A 20,110-nucleotide genomic window follows, 5' to 3' on the forward strand; every position below is an offset into this window, starting at 1 on the left:
ACAGTTTCCTTACTTACATTTCCCTAATTTTCTTTCATATCTTGAAGAGAAATGAAGAGGATCATTGCCAATGTAAAAATAATCGCAATAGAGAGATATAATACAAAATCAGCTTGTTGGATGATTGCATGCTCTAGCAAAACTTCTTTCTGAATACTTATAGGAGTAAAAACGGCTGCTGCCATTCCAATGTAATGAAAGCAACTTATCCCAGTCCCAATTGCAAAAGCACTGATCCATCTCAGCAAACACCCTTGGACTGTTAACATCAACCATAAAGCCATTATAGAAGCCACAACTGCAATAAAAATAGAAGACCAAAATAACAGCGGTTTATAAGACACGGAAGCCTTCATGATCATTGCCGCCATTCCCATATAATGCATGGTTGCAAATCCGATTCCCATGAACAGGCCAATCCATGCAATTTTAAATCCGCTCATTTTTGTAAGCCCTGCAAACAAAAATCCAATCGCTGCAACACCCATTGCTAATAACATGGAAAACAGCGTTAAAAACAGGTCATAATTCACTTCTATACCCATATGAAAGGCAAGCATCGCAAGAAAATGCATCGCCCAAATCGTACAGCCTCCCATCACGATAGCTGCCATAAGTAACCAAAGAACGCGACATCTGATTTCGCTCTCAACCATCCCCATGTTCACTAAGCGCAAGCCTACATAAGATCCCAAAACAGAGACGACATAGGATAAAATAATCAACCCTATCTTATAGTCATGAGGATATCCCCCAAGCATGACCTGCGAAGACCATTGAATAAACATAATAAAAGATAGAAAAGTCAGCATATCAACCAACTTTTTCAAATTTTTAAGCTCGAAAAGAATGAGACTAATAGATGGAAAAAATAAAAAACAGCTCAAAATGTCTGTTAGAAATGCATATCTTTTTTTCTTATACATCTATTATAACAATAAAACCATATAGTTAACATCATGTTTGTCCTATTATAATGAATTAGCGTTTAAATTAATTAAGCAAGAATTCCTGTGCGTGTAAACTTCACTCAAGTCTATCATCACCATTTAAGTCAGGGGGAGAATCACCATTACGAATGGGAGCTAGATGCGATAAACCCATTTAATGAGCTCATCATTTCCTGGAACGCCCTTCGTCCAGAAAATGGACGCTTTCTTGTTTTCGCAAGCCTCAAAATAGGTGTCTGGTCCAAATGGCTGCCCTATGCTTCTTGGGGAGCGAAGGAGCAGGCAAGCTTTGATCATGAGGATGAACACTTAAACTGCCGAACTTTTCAAGACCTTGTCAGTTGTATGGGAGAGAAAAAAGCCACAGGATTTCGGGTAAGAGTCGAGGTTCAGGAGGGTGCCCAATTCGAGCACTTCATCGCCCTCCATGCCTGCGCGTCTGCAATCGACAACCTCTATCTAGAGACGACCCACAACCAGCAGGATCCCCTGCTTTTAGACGTTCCCCCACTCTCTCAAATGGCCCTTACCCATCCACGTAATCAAAGTTTTTGCTCTCCCGTATCCACAACAGCGACGATTCGCTTCCTTACAAAGGAGGCGTCCCTTCATCCTCTCTCATTTGCTCAAAAAGTGCACGACTCGAGATTTGACATTTACGGTAACTGGAGTTTCAGTGTCGCCCAAGCCTTCATCGAACTCGGACAGAAGTGGCACTGTTGGGTCGCCCGTTTTGCGTCACTCAATCAAGTCATTGATCAGTTAAAAGATGGAATCCCGCTTGTTGTTAGCGTCAAAGGACCGCTTCCAGGAAGTGCCCAATCCTACAATAGTGGGCATCTTATCGTCATCAAAGGCTTTAATCCCCTTTCCCAACAAATCATTTGCATGGATCCAGCTTTTCAAAAAGACTCAGAAACGACAATCTGCTACGATCTGCAAGATTTTATTCAAGCTTGGCAAAGGCGTTTGTTCGTAGCTTACGTGTTCCGACCGCTCATTAAGCAAAATATTACCCTAATAGATAAGCCTCTTTGAAACGCTCATCGAAAATGCCATTCCTCTTTTACTAACGGGCCTTTCAAAATTGTGATATTTTTCTCGTAACAATCCTATACTCAAAAGTTTATTTCTGTTATTCTATTTGAACTATGAACGAGATTTTATTTTTTATTCAGGTTTTATTAATTATAGGCTTTGCCTTGGCGGCTTTGAAGCTTGGTAAGTCAGCACTCACAGCATGGGTAGCAGTCCAGGCTCTCATAGCCAATCTTTTTGTGCTCAAGCAAATTACCCTATTGGGATTCGACGTGACGGCAAGCGATGCTTTCGCGATCGGAAGCTTATTGGGCCTTAACTTTTTGCAAGAATATTTTAGTAGGGAAGATGCAAATCGAGCCACCTGGATTTGCTTTTTTTTCATGGTTTTCTTCGTCCTTGTCTCGCAAATCCATCTACTCTATAAGCCTAGTCCTTATGACGAGACACAACTAGCGTTTGTGGCTATCTTATCAGCATCCCCTCGTTTACTCATTGCATCGATGAGCGTATTCTTTGTGGTCCAGCAAATTGACATTCGATTTTTCTCTTTCTTGAAGAAAAAGCTGCCACAAGCAAGCTTCGCTTTACGGGCCGCTATCGCTCTCATTTTGTCTCAATTTCTAGATACATTCTTATTTAGTTTCGCTGGTTTGTATGGAATCGTTGCTTCTGTTGCCGATATCATCTTCATCAGCTTTATTGTAAAATTAGTTGTTATTTTTTGTTTCACTCCATTTGTAAGGTGGGCCAAAGCATGAAATCTTTTCACTTCGAATTAATCCATCGCTCCAAGCGATCACGTGCCCGAGTCGGCCGCATCCATACACCGCATGGAATAATAGACACGCCAAATTTTGTAGCAGTAGGCACTAATGGAACTGTCAAGGCACTAGACAACAGCATGTTGCACGACATCGGCCTGCAACTCATGTTTTGCAATACTTATCACCTTCTCCTACAACCGGGTACAGAGACTGTCAGACAAGCTGGCGGCCTGCATCAATTCATTCACCGCAAACTGCCAATCATTACAGATTCGGGAGGATTTCAAGTTTTTAGCCTCGCCTACGGAGGCGTTGCCGACGAATTAAAAAGCCGCGGCACAAAAAAACAAGGGGGATGTGTTCTTAAAATTACGGAAGAGGGAGTGCTTTTTCGCTCTTACCGCGATGGATCTAAAGTCTTGCTTACGCCGGAAAGCTCGATAAAAGCACAAAAAGACCTAGGAGCCGACATCATCATTCCGTTTGATGAGCTACCACCCTATCACATCGCCCCAGAAGCCTTAAAAAAGTCATTGGCTCGTACACACCGTTGGGAACAGCGCTCTTTGGAAGCTCATCTAAAAAATCCCCAACAGCAAGCCATGTATGCCGTTATTCATGGAGGTGTCGATCCCGAGTTGCGTCAAGCCAGCTGCTCATTCTTAACCGGTCTTCCCTTTGATGGATTCGCAATCGGTGGAAGCATGGGTAAAACCAAGGATGAGATGCATACCTTGCTTTCCCACACTCTTCCCCTCTTGCCACAGGAAAAACCCAATCACCTACTCGGTATTGGCGATCTCCCCTCCATAGATAGAAGCATTCCGCTTGGCATCGACACATTTGACAGTTCATATCCGACTCGAGCTGCCCGCCATGGCATCTTATTGACCTCGCAAGGAGGCCTCAATATCACAAAGTCAGAATATGCAAAGAATTTTTCTCCGATTGAAAAAGATTGCGGCTGTCCGGCTTGCGCCAAGTTTACCCTGGCTTATATTCACCACCTTTTTAAGGCCCGGGAACTGACAAGTATGAGTTTAGCAACAATTCATAACCTCTACTTCATGGTGCAACTCATGCAAAAATATCGGGAAGACATCATGGAAGACAAGGTGTAAACTAACTCTTCTTAATCTTTCCTTAAACGCCTAGGGTTTTGTAAGAGCTTCATAATTTAAGAAACTGAGAATAGGAATCACCCAATTCTTATTCTCACCCTCCTATCCCCAACTCATTTTTCCAAGCCTCTCCAGCCTTTTCCCACTTGCCAGAATAAAAATCCACCAGCCAGCTTTCTAAGATCCCTTCCCCAAGCTTCATAAAAAATTTTTCACTCTTAATTGACACAATCAATTCTATAGCATATACACAAAGCACTCAATTCATAGCAATCGGCAGAGAAGCCAAGGAGTCTATTAAATGCTGGCATGGCTAAAAGAATTTAAAGAATTTGCACTTCGGGGCAATATGGTTGATTTAGCGGTTGGTATTATCATTGGAGCCGCTTTTAGTAAAGCCGTCAATTCCCTCGTAACCGACATCGTCATGCCTCCTATTGGACTTTTGCTTGGAGGGGTCGATTTTAGTGCTCTGTCAATCAAATTGAATTGGCCTGGAAGTCCAGGAAATCCCGTAGAAATCAGATATGGCGCTTTCATCAACACTCTCATCGATCTCCTGATTCTTTCTGGAGCCATCTTCTTAGTCATTAAGATGATGAATAGTTTGCACAAAAAACAGGAGGTCTTGCCAAACACCAAAGAGTGCCCTGAATGCCTGATGTCTATCCCACTCAAAGCAAAAAAATGCGGGCATTGCTGCTCTCCGATAACGAGTGAAAACAAAATTTGATAAATAAATCATACATAAAAGCAATGTAGAGAGGATCGGGCGATTATATGACTGAACTAGCCATTTTAGGAGGCCTTAAGGTATTTCCTCTCCCCTTTTACGAAAAGTGGATGCGCCCAAAAGAAAAAGAAAAGGCTTTGATCGCCTCACTCATCGATCAAGATGAATTATCCGGTTCAGGATTTGGCATCAGTTTAGAACTTGAAAAAGCCTTTGCAAACTATATCGGCTGCAAACATTGCCTCTCTTTTAGCCATGGTACAGCAGCCATTATGGCAGCCTATTATGCAGCCGGTGTTGGGCCAGGAGACGAGATCCTCACTCCAGCCGTTGGCTACATAGCCAGCTATTCAGGTGCTCTTCATCTAGGTGCAAGACCCATTTTTTGCGATATCCACCCAGACAGCTTACTCATCGATCCTCAAGAAATAAAAAAAAAGATCACCCCGCGCACCAAGGCCATCAACATCACCCATCTTAATGGGCGGGTTTGTGATTTGGAGGCTATTTTCCAAATCAGCCGACAATTCAATCTTCCCATTATCGATGACGCTTCTCATGCACATGGGGCCTCTTGGAAGGGTACCAAACTAGGTAACTTCACACATATCACCTGCTTTAGCTTACAAGGGTCAAATCCAAAGGGTAAAGCCGTTTCTGGAGGTGAAGGAGGGCTAGCCTGCACAAATGATACAGCCGCCTACCAAAAGATGCTGGCCTATTGTCATTTGCATCGGAAAGGTCTCCTTACAGAATTCCAAAACAGTCCATTTGAGAGCCTAGACAGCGAAGTGCTTGGACTGAAATGGCGAGCCCATCCTCTTGCCATGGCATTAGCTCTCATTTCATTAGAAAGTCTTGAAGAGCGCAATCAAAAGAGAGCTAAAAATTATCAGAAGACTATCGACTGTGTAAATGATTTTTCTTTTGTTTCCTTTCCAATACCTACCAAAGAGACTGAAATGGGAGGATTTTATGGAGGCATAAAAATGATTTACCACCCCTCAAAACTCCATGACCTTTCTTTACTTCATTTTTTACAGTGCCTAGCAGCCGAAGGAGTCCCGCTCGTTGAAGTTGGAGTTGGCTCTTGTGAATATCGTCGCTTTTTAGTTGCCAAGGGATTTGATTTGTGGGGCCATCATCGCGGCCCGCTTTTAGATGCTTGGCAAGGATTGGAACCTTATAGAGGAATAACAAAACAAGATTTTCCTCAAGCAGAACGCATGGACAATTGCGTTTTTACTCTACCAAGCTTTATTGACGTGGACGATGACTATTATACTTGTTTGACCGCAGCCTTTCGCAAAATTGAGCAGGGATATCACCGACTCTTATAAAATGACTTATCTATGATTACGACTATCAACGATTATCTCAATTCGACGCTGCCCAAAGTAAAACTTTGCATAGTAGGCACAGGTGCCGCTGGACTCGAATTGGCCACCCAACTAGAAAATTCGTTCGACTCAATTCTTTTAATCGATAGTGGATTCGAAACTTTCGACTGGCACACGCAAAAACTCGCTCACTTTCAGCAAAAAGGAATGGTTATCAGGAGCGTCGATCCCAATCACCCACTCAATCTTGAAATTGCTAGAGAACAGCAAACACATCTGCGACAATATGGAGGAACATTAAATATTTGGGGAGGAAAGTGGAAAGCGTTAGATCCGATCGATTTTTCACCCAAACTCTATCTCCAAGAGACAGGCTGGCCTATCACCTATGAAGAGCTGCATCCTTATTACCATGCCATAGCAGAAGACTACGATATAGCCGACCTCATTTGGCTAAACAATCATCCAAACGAGCTGCCTTCTACCATTTCACAGCTTCCTTGCTTTTACCCAAGCATTGATCTTTTAGAATGCATTCCAACTAATAGCAGCGTTAAATTCCACAAACGCTTGAAAGACTCCTCTTCTATTACAGCCGTTTTAGGAGCCTCCGCAGTCAACATTCTTTTATCAGAAAATTTAAAACATGTTACCAAGCTCAATGTCCGTTCTCTAAATGGCGATGAATGGACAGTCCAAGCTGAACTGTTTGTTTTAGCCTGCGGCTCCATCGAAACCACCAAGTTGCTACTAAGCTCTAATTCACAGTTAGAAAAAGGAATTGGTAATCAAACTGACTGGGTTGGCAGAAACCTACTGGATCATCCTAAAGGTTACGTTGGAATGCTTTTTCCATACGACCTAAAAGATATCACCGAAGCACGCACTTTCTTTGAGAGTCGCAATAAAATACTAGAAATCGGCATTGCCCTTCACCCCAATCTACTTCGGGAATGGGAATTGCCCAATCATTGCATGAATATTTTCCCTCGTTTGCATGGCAGCAAGTTAGCTTATGCAGTAAAAATTTACCTAGAGCAGCTTCCAAACCGGGAAAGTCGCCTATTTCTAACCAATGATCGCGATACGTTAAACATGCCAGTCGCCTGTCTAGATTGGAAATTTAGAGAGCTGGACAAGACCTGCTTCAAACGCTTTATTGAGAAAATGACAGATTTACTCGATTCGAATCGCATTGGCAGATTAGTCACTAATCCCGACTACGAAGAATTGACCTTTTTACGCGACGCCAGTCATCAGATGGGAACGACACGCATGGCTATGTATTCAACAAATGGTGTCGTAGATCCCAACTGCAAAATATTTGGGGTAGATAACCTTTATTTAATGAGTAGCTCAGTCTTTCCAATGGCCGGAAATGCTAACCCAACCCTGACCATTCTGGCTCTCGCAAGAAGATTAGCCTCCCATCTTAAGCAAGAACAAAAAAAGCAAGCGAATTAAGAATTCAGGAGGCAGCTCATTAATATTTTTTTTAATTTACTTTTGCTATAATAAAAATAGGGAAAAAATAGGAAATTACTTTTTGGTAGGTTTATGAAGAATTCTTTTTTAAAAACCATCAGCATAGGAGTTGTAAGCGCTCTTCTGATGATAGCTTCATACGCCAATGCCCAGGTCAACTACCCTTATACGAGTGGTCAAGCCGTCTTTGTCCAATCACCTTACAACTCTTCCCTCTATACAAACTATGACTACAATTCCCGCCAAGGAGCAATCAACAGACTTCCAGCTTACACAACCAATCAAGCCGTTTTTGTTCAAAGACCTTATATGTCTCAACAAACGGTAGCCTCTTATCCATCAAATGATCGTTATAATCTTCCCCGAACCGAAAGCCGTTATACATCTCCTACAGCTTTTCCGACAACTGTTGCTCCAGCTTATCCCTACGGGACAACTAGTTCCTATATTTCTGGCCGTTACACAACCACAACTCAAACCCCAACATATAACTATCCATACCCAACATCGAGCTATACATCGACTCTCAATTACCCTTACACAACCACTACCCCAACTACGACTTACCCTTCAACAACCGTTCAACAAGGACCTGCTAGCTATTACCCAGGAAGCCAACTTTCGCCAACAGGCTATCAAGCCGCAGGTTATAATGCTTACAAATCAAACTATGCGCAGCCAACAACAACAGCACTACAGCGTCCAGCTAATGCACCTTCTGCCATTTATAACGATGCTTATCCAGTCACGACTGTTTCACAATATCCTTATCCTACTTCAACAACTGCAGCACCAGAAACAATCATCCAACCAGCACCCCCACCCAAGCCTAATCGTTAGAACCTAAAATAATGTCCTTTAAATGAAAGAGGCCCCAATCGGGGCCTCTTTCATTCAATCCAAACACCTGCAAAAAATCATAGGCTCTCATTGCCTTCCCAATAGGGTTATCTGAATATCACTCCTAATTTTTTGATGAAATTCAATAAATAGCCAAATACAAACATCGTTTGATCACCGATCAAACTTTGAGGCTGCTCTGGTTGTGCATTGACAAAACTTACCGGCTGTCCCAGCAAGATATCTGATAGAGATAGATGATTCCAAGTCATTCCTCCATCACTGGAGGTCACAACACGGCTATGATTAGACCCTCCCACATCGGATGACCAAGTAGCCACAATCACATGACCGTCATCAGAAATAATCACGCGATAGTCATCATTTGGAGTCTCTCCATCTAATGAGATCGTTGTAGCAGAATCTGTCGTCCAACCAGAATTAGAAGCGACCGCGACTTGAATGACCAAATTTTGAGTTGCAAGATCATAAGCCTTCCATATTGCCACAGCCCTCACCGTTGCAGAAGAAAATTGGGATGTCTTAAGAATTGGAGAAAAGGCATGTACTTTTGCGGGATCTGTTAAAGAGACAGTAGGGGCATTATAGGTTCCATACGATCCAACAATTTGCAAATAGCTCGTTGCAGTATCCACTTTTTGCCAAACAGCAACGACTTCATTAGACCCATCAAAACGAACCTGTTGACTATCATATGCATGCAGATTTCCAAACAGAAAACAGGATCCTAGAGCCATAATAGATATTTTTTTGCTCAATGATTGAGCCATATAGCGTCCTTTAACCTTCATAGTTGTTTAACACTCCCTTGCAGTCTTTCCACAAGTTTTGCATTTGCGAAAGAAATATTTTTTTCTACAACTTCACGGACATTTTCCGGTAAATCGGGCTTTTTTAAAAGATTGGCGGATAGGATTTGACACTCCTCATATTTGCCAATCCAATAAGCACAAACAGACAACTCGAGCTGCATGTCATAGTCATTAATCCACCTCTCCACAAATAGACTATCTTGAGAAGCTGGTATAGAGAGACCTATAGAAGCAATAAGATAAGCCTTTAAATGATCTTGTTGACTTCGATAATATTTCGCTAAATAGTAGAGAGGCTCAACTCTTGAGGGCCTATAGTGATAAGCATCATAATAGCTTTTAATGAATGTCTCGGGACTTCTATTAAGCATTTGTTGTAATCTTGCGATTTGCAACTTAGAGTAAAAAATCTCCTGATCCCATCCACCCATTTCAACCCGCTTTTCATACTGTTTTAAAGAAGATTCATACTCACCAGCATCTTTATAAGACTGAGCTAAGTAGAAAACATAACGGCTATTTGTCGGATCTTCTTTTAAAGCGGCTTCAAGAAGCTTTGCATCTTTTTGATATTTCTGCGGATCTTGGGATCTATTTCCATCGGTATTCACTATTTTTTGAATGCCTTGCAGCCGATCAGATGTTTTATGCTGTGTAGAAGCTAAATATTCATGTAAAACTCCATACCATTTCCAATCGAGTGCATCTTTAATCAATAAGGGTCGGTCATATTGCAGATTGGCAAATAAAATGAGGCTGTTATAACAATCTAAATTCAGATCAGGCATTTTGAAATCAGGATTTAATCTCAATGTATCATCGGCATCCATCAACAAAACATAGTCGGCTTTTCCTTTCGCCAAAGCTAAAGCTTCGTTGCGATTATGCGCAAAATTGACCCACGGCCTTTCATGAAGTTCGCCTGGGATATCTTTCATGAACTCTTTAATCTTTTGCTGCGTACCATCTGTCGAACCAGTATCAACAATGACCCAATAATCGATGATTGGTTTGACTGTTGCCAAGCATCTTTCAATCACTGGAGTTTCATCTTTAACAATCATGTTAAGACAAATTCTTTCCCGGCTACTCTTAATTTCCTGAGCATCTAAATCAAAAACAAAAAAACTACAAAAGATGAATATGTAATAAAGATAGCACATAGTATTCTGACTGCTGCGGGTTGCTGATTTTAATTGTTGTTTATATAAAAGATCTGCTTTGTGACATACCCTGAACGGAAAGTTAATATTTTAACCCCTTTCATATTAAAAGGTGGCTTTTGAAGATCTATGGATCGATAATCGCCCGCTTGAATGGGTTTATTCGTGCTCCAATCATCGATGTCATTCGTGATTAAACAATGTTTAAACTTGGAGATCTGATTTAAAAATAGAAAGATGCTTTCGGTTGGCAGATGCTGTAAAACGTCTTTGCATATGACAAGATCCGCTGAAGGCAGGTCGGTAAATTGTTCATCGCAGTGAAGGAAATTGACAGTTGGCGAAGCAAATTTCACAAGATTTTTATCTATAACAGACTTGACGACATCAATTCCTATATAACGGGTTTTTCCCCACTGAATATATTGAGAAAATGTCCAATCGCCGCATCCTACATCTAGCACACTTTCAATCTGATTATACTTGATGAAATCTTCTAAAAATTTTGCGTATTGGGCGGCATTTTCGACACTGGACCCCTCGCCTGAGAAGCCCTCTCCTTTATTGTTGCGCCCCCAAATCCCCTTGTCATAAATGCAATTAAATACATTTTCAATATTTCCCTGCAGCGGTTCTTTTAGGTAGTTTTCTATTTCAATATCTTTGATCCTTTCTCTTTCTTCTTCTACAGATAAATCTTTGTGAAAGTGAAGCAAAACACCAAAATTTTTCTCATTGCAAATGTACTGATCAATATGATTATCTCTTGCGGAACGAGCAAAAATAACAAATTCATGTTGTGAACTGCCATCCATATAATTCAACCGATCGAGATATTCAGACTTGATGAGGTAGGTACAATGGACTAAGGGCACTTTAAAAGTTCCCCTTTGTATGCGATGCAAAATTTTCATATAGTCTGGATGATCTTGATAATAGCCTATGTCTGAAACTGCACAAAAGAAATTGCTGTAGTAATCCACAGGCTCCGGTATTGACTTCAACATAGGAGCAATAATTGGCTTATCTTTTCGAATAAGCTCTTTCAATGTACAAGGAGCAATAAAATTGTCGCAGTCTACCACAAAATAGTAGTCAGTCTGATGTTTTTTTGCCTGCTCTAAACTTTTATTTCTAATAGCAGCTAAAATCTTAAATCTTCCTGGAGTCCACTCATGAGGACGGGTCGACTCCACATCTTCCACCTCATGCTTTTCAAAAATCACACGCTGGTATTGCTCTTCATTTTGTTTCACCCAGTCCCTAATAATTTCCTCAGTCGCATCTTGATTATTGTTGGTGTTAATATATAAAGAAACGAGCTGCTTGTCGTAATCTAGTTTTTCAATGGAGCTCAAAAACTGAGGCAAAACATGTGCCTTATTCCGTGCAAGAATGGCTATCATTACGGTTTTATCATCACGGCTTTCTTCAGCCCCAAGCCCCAAAAAAAAGCAAGAAGATGAAATAAAGAATAATTTTTTTTTTTAGCATAAGCTTAGCACAATAGTTCAACATGGATACCTTAAAACCATTTTTATCAATCTCTAATCTCACAAACTTTATATATGTAACCATCTATTTATCCAAAACCAAATCAATCGGTTCTAGCGAAGATTACAAACCTTATAAAATCCTCCGAATTTCAAGATAAGCTTTTACAGTTGAACCGCTACCTTGCAATGTAAACGCAGACGAACTTCTATTGTATATAGCAATGGTATCGCCTGCAGTTAAGGCAACATCAAACGTCATTCCAGCTATTCCTTGATTATTTTGCGTGTTAAGCGTTCCTTGCGTCAAATCAGTTGAGTTTCTCCTTACGGCAATTGTCACATTGAATGGATTAGCCGATACGCCGAACGTAATGCTATAAGTCCCTGTAGCAGGAATTGTATATACACCACTTGCAGCACTAGTAAAGCCATTCGAAAGCGTAGTTGTTGATGAGGCGCCAAACTTTATCGTATTATTGCTTGCTACCAAATCTGCTGTTGTAATTACTGAAGATACAAATGTGCCAAGCACAGGTCCTGTAGCACCTGTTGCTCCATCAGCCCCATCAGCTCCGGTGGGTCCAATTGCACCTGTCACTCCTGTACTCCCAGTCGGACCTATCGCACCCGTTGCCCCTGTCGAGCCTGTTGCTCCAGTATTACCTGTTGGACCTGTCGACCCAGCTCCCACAGCTCCTGTAGATCCAACTGCGCCAGTTTCTCCCTTAGCTCCTGTTGCTCCTGTATTACCTGTTGGCCCTACCGATCCCGTCGCTCCAGTTACGCCAGTAGCACCAGTTTCTCCTTTAGCGCCTGTCGCTCCAGTATTACCTGTTGGTCCTATCGATCCCGTCGCTCCCGTCGCTCCAGTTACGCCAGTAGCACCAGTCGAGCCCGTCGCTCCCATTAGACCTGTGGCACCAGTTGCACCCGTCGAGCCTGCAGGCCCGGTTGCACCAGATAATCCCATTGGCCCCATAGGACCAACTGCTCCTGGCACCCCTTGTGGTCCTCTAGCACCTCGAGGCCCTCTCAGAACAATTTTATGTTTATGTTTATGCTTATGTTTATGTATATGAGTGCGGCTTAAGCCTCTTTGAGAATTGAGTGGATCAAAAACAAATTCTTTTTCATTTGCGTTATTAAATAACTGAAAAATTGATTCTGCACTAAAAGCAAGAGAATGTATGCCCAGAAAGAGCGAAAGAAGAAAGACGTTTTTGCGCATGGGATATCATAATCTTAAAATTTTCGTAAGTACTCTCAAGGCGCTAACAAGGTACTGACAATAGAAAATTTTAAATTTAATTTAAACGATTTTCTTGGCACTGCGAGCCATCCCATCTACAAAATGATGGCATCCAAGCAATTATGAACGATTAAATTCTCATTCATTCTGCTTGGCATTTCCAACATTTATAAGTAAATCCAACTTAGTACGCTTAAGAAGCGCTGGCTAGATATGTAGTCGATTATTCTGATAGTCAGTGTTCATTTCGGCTCGAAAAGCTATTTTTAGCCTTAAGGTTAGCTTGTTTTTCTAATGCGCTTTCACACAAGGACATATTTCTTTGATTAAAAAGGATGTATGCCTGATTTAAATCAACCTTCATACCCTTCAAAAAAGGTTCACCGCTATTACAAGGGCAGGATTGCAAAAAAACATGGCCTCAAAGAAGGTGAACGTTGGATAGTAAATTGAAAAGTTGCTGCAGCTCAAGAAAATGCTGATAGCTATCAATGTAAAAAGATTGATTATTGCATCAGGTTATATCGATCTACAAATCAACGAAGGATTTGGAATTGATTTTTCTGTTCAGGCTGATCAAGTAAAGCACGTTGCAAGCCAACTTCCCAAATACGGCGTCACGGCATTTTTACCAACTTTAGTTTCATTGAATAAAGAACTCTACAAACACCTTCTTCCCCATTACAGTCGCATCTTGGTGGGGCCACATGGCTCAACAATTTTGGGTATTCACTTAGAAGGCCTTCTTTGCACGTAATAGATGCGGCACGCACGATCCGGATGCCATTCAATCCTTAGATCAATCTATAAGTGAATATGATGGGGATTTAAATGGTGTAAAAATTGTTACATTGGCCCCAGAATTACTTGGAAGAATAGAAGCTATTAGCTATTTAAAAAGCAGATCACATCAATGTACCCTAAGAAGAAGCAAAATCTGCTTTCGAAGCAGGTGTCCAAACGGCGACTCATTTATTTAATGCCATGCAGCTCTCAATCACCGCCATCCAAGCTTCGTTGGAGCTGTTTTGAAAGACAACTCCATCCATTATTCAATTATTGCAGAAGGTGTTCATGTAGCCCAATCTATGATTAATCTTGCATGAAGAGCAATCCAAAAGTTTTTTCTTGTCTCAGACGCCATACAGGCATTTGGCGAGCCCTCTGGACTTTATCAATTAAGGAAAATGAACGTATTTTATTCTTTTAGACGATTCTCTTCAGGTTCAAGCTTGTTTTATTGCGGGAGAACTTGCACGGCAAAAAGTTGCAGTACCCAACAAATATTTGAAGCACTGCAAAAATAGCTTAGTTTCTTTCCTTGTAAGCTGAATGGTATTTAAGAGTTAATTGGCCACCAAAGCAATGAAACACTTTCCACGTCTATGTCACTTTTACGCGGCCTGACAGAAATCGTCTCAATCTTAATATCAACATCCGATTTTGAAGCTATGGCCGCCACCTCGCTATTCATTTGATTTTCTAAATCTTGAAGCTGTTGCTGATAAGTTTTAAGATCATTTTCAGCCTGAGTAATATCTTGTGAATCTTTTCCCATTTGAGTGGCGCGTCGAAGTGATGTACCTGTTTGGGAAATTGTTTCCCTTGTCACTCTGCGGCCAAATATAGCGCCCAGAAGTGTAGCTCCAAAAGAAATAATGGTCTGAATTTTTTGCATACCAGCTTTCTCTTGCTTTTGAGCCATCTTGTCTTGAGCCCGTTTGATCTTGGCGGCGAGCGCCTCTACTTTGTCTGCATACTTCTCGCGCAATTTTTTAACTAACTCATCTCGTTTTTCGCGCATGGCATGAATGACTCTTGATCGAAAATCCCCCTCAGATTCCCCTACTTTAGACGTTAAATTTAAGTCCGATGATTGATAAATTATAAGAGTTCGATTTTGGTAAAGCAGGGTTGCAAATGCTTTTTCAAACGATATATAACTTTTCTCTTGCATAAGACCCGCTGGGAGCTCCTTAAACATACTTTCAGGCATAGGAGCTTTTTCAAGATGGTCTTTTAAATCAGGAATACTTGCCTTTTCATCCCAGAGGATGCTTTTTCCTTCGTCGCTTGTAGGCAAGGCATAGCAAACATTTTCCCACAGATCAATTTTATTCTTTGCATCTACAAAATGAAGCTTAGCGATAGCTGCCAACCGAGGTTCGTACTTTACAGGAGACTTCGTTTGTCCTAGGCGAGCAAAAAATACATTAATACCGGATGGAACACTTGGTTCCGAGCTAGAAACCGAGCTTTGTTTCTCTTCAACTGGTGCAGATCTTTCATGAAGAGATTCTGAAGGCTTATCGGTCAGTTGCGAGATTTGAGTAAGAGTCAGAGGACCCCGCAAAAAAGAAAGTGTCCAGCGCGTTTGAAAAAGAACGGGGTCCTTTTCATAGATGCTCCGCATGATAAACGTGCGATTTCCTGTCATAGCAATCATTTTGTCTAACGCCTTAGCATCAATTTCACCATTTGAAGCCACATTCAATCCTTCTATGACACGTGATTTATCCCTTTCTGTTTGAAGCTTACCAATAAACCACGTACCGCAATTTGAAAGCCCTTTATAGTCGAGATCAACTGGATTTTGTGTCACTAACACAACTCCAACTCCATATGCTCTTGCCTGTTTAAGTAGGGTTAACATAGGCAATTTAGAAGGAGGCATTGCCGTTGGAGGGAAAAATCCAAAAATTTCGTCCATATACAGCAATGTCCGTAGGCTTGACGTTCCTGGCTGGCGGCGCATCCAGGCCAAAAACTCATTGAGGAGTAATGTGACAAAAAACATTCTTTCGGCATCGGTCAAATGAGCGATAGAAATAATCGAAAGTTTAGGCTTACCAGCTTTTGTATAAAGCAGTTCCTTAATGTCGAGCGGAACCCCTTCCATCCAAGCTCGAAATCCAGGAGAGGCAAGTAAATTGTTCAAACTGATGGACAGGCTCATTCGATCTTTAGGCGGATAAAATGTATCGACATCAAGGGCGCCAATTTTAGAGAAGGGAGGCTTTTGTACCTGCTGGATTAAAGTAGCAATATCGAGACTTTTTCCAGCCTGCCACGCTTGATCAATGATCGTTGAAATTAAAATATGCTCGCGACTCTTAATCGGATCAGCCCCTATGCCTAATAGGCCAAGCAGACTCGATGCCAACGATTGAATTTTCTCGCGGATAGCCGCCGTGTCTAGCATGTACTCTTTTGGCGGGGCTGCAAAGGAATTTAAAATCGAAATCGGAATCCCTGCTGAACTAGCTGGTGTGTAAATGGTCAACTCGACTGAGTCTCTAAAACGCTTGATTCTATCGCCATCTTCCCCCCATGCAGCCAATCCATTCTCCCAAGTTTTGGCCATCTTATCTGCATAGGCACCCAATGCCATTCCCTTCCTATCAGCTTCATTAGTATCAACCCATGGCTTGAATTCCTCTGACGAGAGTTCTGGAAAGGTGAGCAAGAGGTTTCCCATATCCCCTTTAGGATCGATGATAATGGCCGGGATTTTATCGATAGCCGCCTCCTCCAATATCCCGATACCAAGCCCTGTTTTTCCACTGCCCGTCATCCCAACGCAAACAGCATGTGTGGTCAAATCTTTGGAGTCGTATAGCAATAAATTATCTTCCACTTGGCCATTTGATGGATCGACTACCTTGCCTAAGTAAAATACACCTAGCTTCTCGAACTCTTGCATGATACAACTCCTGTTAGTAAAGCTTATTTTATAAAAAAATGTTTATTAAAACTCCATTCGGTTGTTGACCACGCTAGTCATGATAAATTTTTTGTGCACTCTCTTTGTCAAGCAAATGCCTGTAAAATCAACTTAAATCATGGATTCTAATGGATTCTATATGTTGACATGCTCTTATCTCGATACCTTCATGAAAGCCACTATTCAAGAATCCAAAACGTTTGCAGGAGCTAGAGAATTTGTGGAATCACATGGATTAGAACTTATCGATCTCGATCTCCAAGAATGCAGATCAATCAGAGAAAAAAACATCCCTCTGGCTCGAAGATATTGGGGAACTCAACTAGCTTTACAACTCGACCCTTCCCCCAAAAAATTAGACCCCGCTTAGCCTTGTTATTTCATCTTTCAAGAGAAAACAAGGCATTTATGTATAACAAACACTTTCTGGAATATTCATTTATTAGTTTTGCGTTTATGATTATTAAAGAAATTGTTAAAAAAATAACAATACCAATATAATTTTTGACACGTCGACAGATAAATAATATAATATAGATTAAGGTTTTATCTTTAAAAAAGGTTTGGGTGTTTATGGGTATTAATTTTCAGCCAAACGGACTTCATGCTATCGGTTCTGTTGAAATATTGCCACAAACGCAGGGCTTGGAGCAGACAGAGGTAGTAGGAAAGATGCAAGGGAGGACTATATCTTCGGAGTTTAGTAACCCCGGAGTCCAAAAAGCTCAGCAGAGGGCCAGCGAAACACTGGGAGGAGCTGCAAAGAGCTCTTCACAAGTTTTTACTGCTTCGGATCCCTCTATTAAGATGCAAACGGAGAATCCTTTCCAGCAATTATCTCGCCTAGCTGAAACGCTCAAAAATGAAAAAGGGGCCGTGAAGCTTCAATTTGGAGGAGAGGAATTTTCTGTGAAGGTTTCACGAAATTCCTTTTTGGGAAAGAAGGGAAAATCAAGCGAAACTCAGCAAGCGGTTAAGCAATCTATCCAAACAATTAAGGATCACTTAACCTATGCAAACGCAAAGGAAGCCTCCGCCACGTTAGAAAATTTGCGAAACGATAAAACCATTCAAGCTGTGCTGCAAAAAAATCCTTCTCTCAAGGCCGAATTCAACCGTCTTACTCAAGAAGTAAAACTCACGGGAATGCTCAGCGAGTTAAAAACTGGACAAATGCAGCTACTTGCAAAAACATCTTTAAATGAAATGCTAGCCTCTACAAAATACGAACTTCACCCCAAATTATACGCTAAGCATTGCCCTAACCTTAAAGAGCAAGCGCACATGTTCAATAATGTGGGCCAAGAGATGCAAAAATTCATTCTTGAGCAAACCACTCCCCAACAAAAAAAACAGGCGATGGAACTCGTGATCAAATTATCTGAAAAGGCATTGAAAGAAAATGATTTTTCTATCGCTCATGCCATCTATGCAGGCTTATCCGATACCAAACAGTCCATTTCAGAAGTTAAAAATGGATTGAGCGCCGAGTCGAAAAATCAATTGAATGACTTGATGAAAACCTTCCGTAGCCGGGAAGGATTATTAAATCGTTTTGCAAATGCAGAAGGAACAAAGGTTCCACCAATGAGTGCAGCTCTTGGAGGTCTTTACATGCTCAATGCCCAAGTCGACCATACTAAAGAACAAATTGACTTGAAACAAAAGGAATTAAAAGCCTTACAAGCACTAGAGCAAGGACCCAATGCCTTAAACTCGCACATAGGTAATTTAAAGGAAAAGAAGGCTGAGGCCGAACACAAAAGAGAGGCCATCAATGACAGCATTGATCTCTTAAATCGCAAATTGGAATTTGAAACAGATGCCTATCAGAACACAAAAAACGAGAATTATGCGGAAACAATCAAGGCTTTCAAAAAGGAAATCAAAGACCTCGAAAAAAAATCGATGGGTTTCTCCTACAAAATCAGCGATTTAACTGAAGAGATTAAAATGGCAGAAAATATGCAAGCTTCTCCTCCAGCTGATGTACAACAAGCAATCAATGATAATAAACAAGCAACTGAAAAACATGAGGCTTTCAAAGATAGGACAGAAAAGAAGATTGAAAGCACTATCTATGCTCCCATGACAAATTGGCTTAATTCTATTCAGGCTATGGATCCCACTCCCATTTCGAGCTCTACACAAGCGTTATTTAAAGAATAAACAATCTCATTAGCCACTCTAAGCCATTAATGGCTAGCATTGGTAAATTATTTACATAACTTTTAATATGAATATGGGCATAACCAGAATCTTAACTTTCTAAGGAGTAACATGACTATTTCATTTAACGGCATTCCTACAGCAGACACATTTACCAGACTTTATGATCAAAAAGAGGGGCTTATTCGCCTGTGCGAAGAGAAACATGTCTATATTGGCCCACCAGGCAACATGAATGGTTACGAGATAGTCAATCCACAAGGTTATAGCCAACTTAAAGCAATTGAGGGCGGGTTATTTACATTAACAACCGTTGAAAAGTGCCAAGAAGTTATTCGTTCCACCATAACAGAAAGCTCCGGATATGAGTTAAAATCATACTATGAAAATCCAAGCCTCGATCTTCAGAAAATTTTAACTCTAAAACTTGCTGACAGCGAGATCAAGCCTACAGAAGGTGAATGCATCATTGCCATGCTGTTAGAGGGTTATCTAGCAAGCTTCTTTGAAAACAATGAAGCAACAGAACAAGCAAGCGCTCATTGCAAATTCAAAGCCAAACTCATCATTAAAAACTAAATCGCCGTTTAAAAAAAGAGCCTGATTTTATCATAAATCAGGCTCTTTTTCTCTTTAATATTCTCACTTTTATAATACCTGATAAGGCTCGACATTGTGCTGTTCGCTGCCCGCAAACTCAATGAGCATGGCGGGTAAGACTTGCGATGTGTTGACAACGACGTGTGGGACATAGGGTGGAATGTCAAAAAGATAGAGTTGATTTTCCTCTTTCATGCATGCCATCTGTTTTTGACCTCTCTGATCAATCCAGTGCAGTTCTAAATGCTTATCAAAGGAGACAAAAAGCTCCCTCCTTGGATGCTTATGGTTTCCACCTTTCTGCAAAGGTGGAATCCAAATGGCAATGTGCTTTTGAATGGAAAAATCCGAGGGAAAGGGAAGATGATCGAAATCGATTTTGATCATCCCATTGCTCCTTTGATCAAGTCTCATAATTTTAATCTTATTGACTTCCATAATATCCCATCAATTCGTTTGGTGCGGCCAATCAACTCATGCACAAGAGTGATGCTGGCAAATGAATATTGACCATGCCCGAAGCCTCTTTTGCAGTCACGCAAGTCAAACTTCAACAGCATTGTCTATCTTAGATTCAATGGACACTAAGCTAAAAAACTTGC

The 20,110-nt window shown here is 41.1% G+C and carries 19 protein-coding genes; 11 read left to right on the plus strand and 8 right to left on the minus strand.

Going from position 1 to position 20,110, the window contains the following annotated elements:
• Positions 1-23 precede the first annotated feature (23 nt).
• Positions 24-830 carry an MHYT domain-containing protein gene (locus tag PNK_RS07165; protein ID WP_162264039.1) on the minus strand — a complete coding sequence of 269 codons (807 nt, stop codon included), beginning with the start codon at positions 828-830 and terminating at the stop codon, positions 24-26.
• 183 nt (positions 831-1,013) lie between these two features.
• Here PNK_RS07165 and PNK_RS07170 point away from each other — a divergent pair, with 183 nt between their 5' ends.
• From PNK_RS07170 to tgt, 3 genes are all read left to right on the plus strand, one after another.
• A complete protein-coding gene (locus tag PNK_RS07170) occupies positions 1,014-1,988 on the plus strand; it encodes a C39 family peptidase (RefSeq protein ID WP_051982005.1) in 975 nt (324 codons plus the stop codon).
• Positions 1,989-2,101: 113 nt separating this feature from the next.
• Positions 2,102-2,749 carry a queuosine precursor transporter gene (locus PNK_RS07175; RefSeq protein WP_051982006.1) on the plus strand — a complete coding sequence of 216 codons (648 nt, stop codon included), beginning with the start codon at positions 2,102-2,104 and terminating at the stop codon, positions 2,747-2,749.
• Entirely contained in the window at positions 2,746-3,876 is a 1,131-nt protein-coding gene (gene tgt / locus PNK_RS07180) for a tRNA guanosine(34) transglycosylase Tgt (RefSeq protein WP_032125769.1), read from the plus strand. The genes PNK_RS07175 and tgt overlap by 4 nt, the downstream gene beginning before the upstream one ends.
• A 94-nt stretch (positions 3,877-3,970) precedes the next feature.
• On the opposite strand, the gene PNK_RS13895 is transcribed toward tgt, so the two are convergent.
• Positions 3,971-4,105: a hypothetical protein gene (locus PNK_RS13895; protein ID WP_269446511.1), complete on the minus strand. Its 135-nt coding sequence runs from the start codon at positions 4,103-4,105 to the stop codon at positions 3,971-3,973.
• A 72-nt stretch (positions 4,106-4,177) separates the two neighbouring features.
• Between PNK_RS13895 and mscL the strand changes: the two genes are divergently transcribed.
• The 4 genes from mscL (at position 4,178) to PNK_RS07200 (ending at position 8,274) form a co-directional block, all read left to right on the plus strand.
• Positions 4,178-4,609 carry a large-conductance mechanosensitive channel protein MscL gene (mscL, locus tag PNK_RS07185; protein ID WP_059061211.1) on the plus strand — a complete coding sequence of 144 codons (432 nt, stop codon included), beginning with the start codon at positions 4,178-4,180 and terminating at the stop codon, positions 4,607-4,609.
• A 47-nt stretch (positions 4,610-4,656) separates the two neighbouring features.
• Positions 4,657-5,949 (plus strand): DegT/DnrJ/EryC1/StrS family aminotransferase, encoded by a 1,293-nt coding sequence (locus tag PNK_RS07190; protein ID WP_059061213.1) that lies wholly within the window; start codon positions 4,657-4,659, stop codon positions 5,947-5,949.
• Between the two features lie 12 nt (positions 5,950-5,961).
• The gene (locus PNK_RS07195) at positions 5,962-7,413 is read left to right on the plus strand and encodes a GMC oxidoreductase (RefSeq protein ID WP_059061215.1); all 1,452 of its coding nucleotides are present in this window, start codon (positions 5,962-5,964) and stop codon (positions 7,411-7,413) included.
• A 93-nt stretch (positions 7,414-7,506) separates the two neighbouring features.
• On the plus strand, positions 7,507-8,274 hold the full coding sequence (locus PNK_RS07200) for a hypothetical protein (protein ID WP_032125773.1): 768 nt from the start codon (positions 7,507-7,509) through the stop codon (positions 8,272-8,274).
• A 107-nt stretch (positions 8,275-8,381) separates the two neighbouring features.
• On the opposite strand, the gene PNK_RS07205 is transcribed toward PNK_RS07200, so the two are convergent.
• From PNK_RS07205 to PNK_RS13900, 4 genes are all read right to left on the minus strand, one after another.
• Complete coding sequence (locus tag PNK_RS07205) at positions 8,382-9,065, minus strand: hypothetical protein (protein ID WP_158021740.1); 684 nt, start codon at positions 9,063-9,065, stop codon at positions 8,382-8,384.
• A gap of 17 nt (positions 9,066-9,082) precedes the next feature.
• The gene (locus PNK_RS07210) at positions 9,083-10,171 is read right to left on the minus strand and encodes a glycosyltransferase (protein WP_158021741.1); all 1,089 of its coding nucleotides are present in this window, start codon (positions 10,169-10,171) and stop codon (positions 9,083-9,085) included.
• Between the two features lie 128 nt (positions 10,172-10,299).
• Positions 10,300-11,718 carry a methyltransferase domain-containing protein gene (locus tag PNK_RS07215; RefSeq protein ID WP_269446512.1) on the minus strand — a complete coding sequence of 473 codons (1,419 nt, stop codon included), beginning with the start codon at positions 11,716-11,718 and terminating at the stop codon, positions 10,300-10,302.
• Positions 11,719-11,896: 178 nt separating this feature from the next.
• The gene (locus PNK_RS13900) at positions 11,897-12,994 is read right to left on the minus strand and encodes a collagen-like domain-containing protein (protein WP_158021742.1); all 1,098 of its coding nucleotides are present in this window, start codon (positions 12,992-12,994) and stop codon (positions 11,897-11,899) included.
• 523 nt (positions 12,995-13,517) lie between these two features.
• Here PNK_RS13900 and PNK_RS07225 point away from each other — a divergent pair.
• Positions 13,518-13,772 carry a hypothetical protein gene (locus tag PNK_RS07225; protein ID WP_158021743.1) on the plus strand — a complete coding sequence of 85 codons (255 nt, stop codon included), beginning with the start codon at positions 13,518-13,520 and terminating at the stop codon, positions 13,770-13,772.
• A 582-nt stretch (positions 13,773-14,354) separates the two neighbouring features.
• Here PNK_RS07225 and PNK_RS07230 read toward each other — a convergent pair.
• Positions 14,355-16,718 (minus strand): ATP-binding protein, encoded by a 2,364-nt coding sequence (locus PNK_RS07230; RefSeq protein ID WP_059061220.1) that lies wholly within the window; start codon positions 16,716-16,718, stop codon positions 14,355-14,357.
• Between the two features lie 160 nt (positions 16,719-16,878).
• Here PNK_RS07230 and PNK_RS13695 point away from each other — a divergent pair, with 160 nt between their 5' ends.
• The 3 genes from PNK_RS13695 (at position 16,879) to PNK_RS07245 (ending at position 19,487) form a co-directional block, all read left to right on the plus strand.
• A complete protein-coding gene (locus PNK_RS13695) occupies positions 16,879-17,109 on the plus strand; it encodes a hypothetical protein (RefSeq protein WP_059061222.1) in 231 nt (76 codons plus the stop codon).
• Between the two features lie 203 nt (positions 17,110-17,312).
• Entirely contained in the window at positions 17,313-18,908 is a 1,596-nt protein-coding gene (locus PNK_RS07240) for a RasGEF domain-containing protein (RefSeq protein ID WP_059061226.1), read from the plus strand.
• A gap of 111 nt (positions 18,909-19,019) precedes the next feature.
• Positions 19,020-19,487: a hypothetical protein gene (locus PNK_RS07245; protein ID WP_032124308.1), complete on the plus strand. Its 468-nt coding sequence runs from the start codon at positions 19,020-19,022 to the stop codon at positions 19,485-19,487.
• A gap of 69 nt (positions 19,488-19,556) precedes the next feature.
• Here the strand turns inward: PNK_RS07245 and PNK_RS07250 are convergent, their stop codons facing one another.
• A complete protein-coding gene (locus PNK_RS07250; RefSeq protein ID WP_032124307.1) occupies positions 19,557-19,895 on the minus strand; it encodes a cupin domain-containing protein in 339 nt (112 codons plus the stop codon).
• Positions 19,896-20,110 lie beyond the last annotated feature (215 nt).

The organism is Candidatus Protochlamydia naegleriophila (assembly GCF_001499655.1).
Taxonomy (GTDB): domain Bacteria; phylum Chlamydiota; class Chlamydiia; order Chlamydiales; family Parachlamydiaceae; genus Protochlamydia; species Protochlamydia naegleriophila.

Excerpts from the sequence above, each read along its gene's own strand:
- PNK_RS07195 (WP_059061215.1), top strand. The coding sequence starts at position 5,962 with ATGATTACGACTATCAACGATTATCTCAATTCGACGCTGCCCAAAGTA.
- PNK_RS07240 (WP_059061226.1), top strand. The coding sequence starts at position 17,313 with ATGGGTATTAATTTTCAGCCAAACGGACTTCATGCTATCGGTTCTGTT.
- PNK_RS13695 (WP_059061222.1), top strand. The coding sequence starts at position 16,879 with ATGTTGACATGCTCTTATCTCGATACCTTCATGAAAGCCACTATTCAA.
- PNK_RS07250 (WP_032124307.1), bottom strand. The coding sequence starts at position 19,895 with ATGATCAAAATCGATTTCGATCATCTTCCCTTTCCCTCGGATTTTTCC.
- PNK_RS07245 (WP_032124308.1), top strand. The coding sequence starts at position 19,020 with ATGACTATTTCATTTAACGGCATTCCTACAGCAGACACATTTACCAGA.
- mscL (WP_059061211.1), top strand. The coding sequence starts at position 4,178 with ATGCTGGCATGGCTAAAAGAATTTAAAGAATTTGCACTTCGGGGCAAT.
- PNK_RS07205 (WP_158021740.1), bottom strand. The coding sequence starts at position 9,065 with ATGGCTCAATCATTGAGCAAAAAAATATCTATTATGGCTCTAGGATCC.
- PNK_RS07175 (WP_051982006.1), top strand. The coding sequence starts at position 2,102 with ATGAACGAGATTTTATTTTTTATTCAGGTTTTATTAATTATAGGCTTT.
- PNK_RS13900 (WP_158021742.1), bottom strand. The coding sequence starts at position 12,994 with ATGCGCAAAAACGTCTTTCTTCTTTCGCTCTTTCTGGGCATACATTCT.
- PNK_RS07190 (WP_059061213.1), top strand. The coding sequence starts at position 4,657 with ATGACTGAACTAGCCATTTTAGGAGGCCTTAAGGTATTTCCTCTCCCC.
- PNK_RS07200 (WP_032125773.1), top strand. The coding sequence starts at position 7,507 with ATGAAGAATTCTTTTTTAAAAACCATCAGCATAGGAGTTGTAAGCGCT.
- PNK_RS07230 (WP_059061220.1), bottom strand. The coding sequence starts at position 16,718 with ATGCAAGAGTTCGAGAAGCTAGGTGTATTTTACTTAGGCAAGGTAGTC.
- tgt (WP_032125769.1), top strand. The coding sequence starts at position 2,746 with ATGAAATCTTTTCACTTCGAATTAATCCATCGCTCCAAGCGATCACGT.
- PNK_RS07210 (WP_158021741.1), bottom strand. The coding sequence starts at position 10,171 with ATGATTGTTAAAGATGAAACTCCAGTGATTGAAAGATGCTTGGCAACA.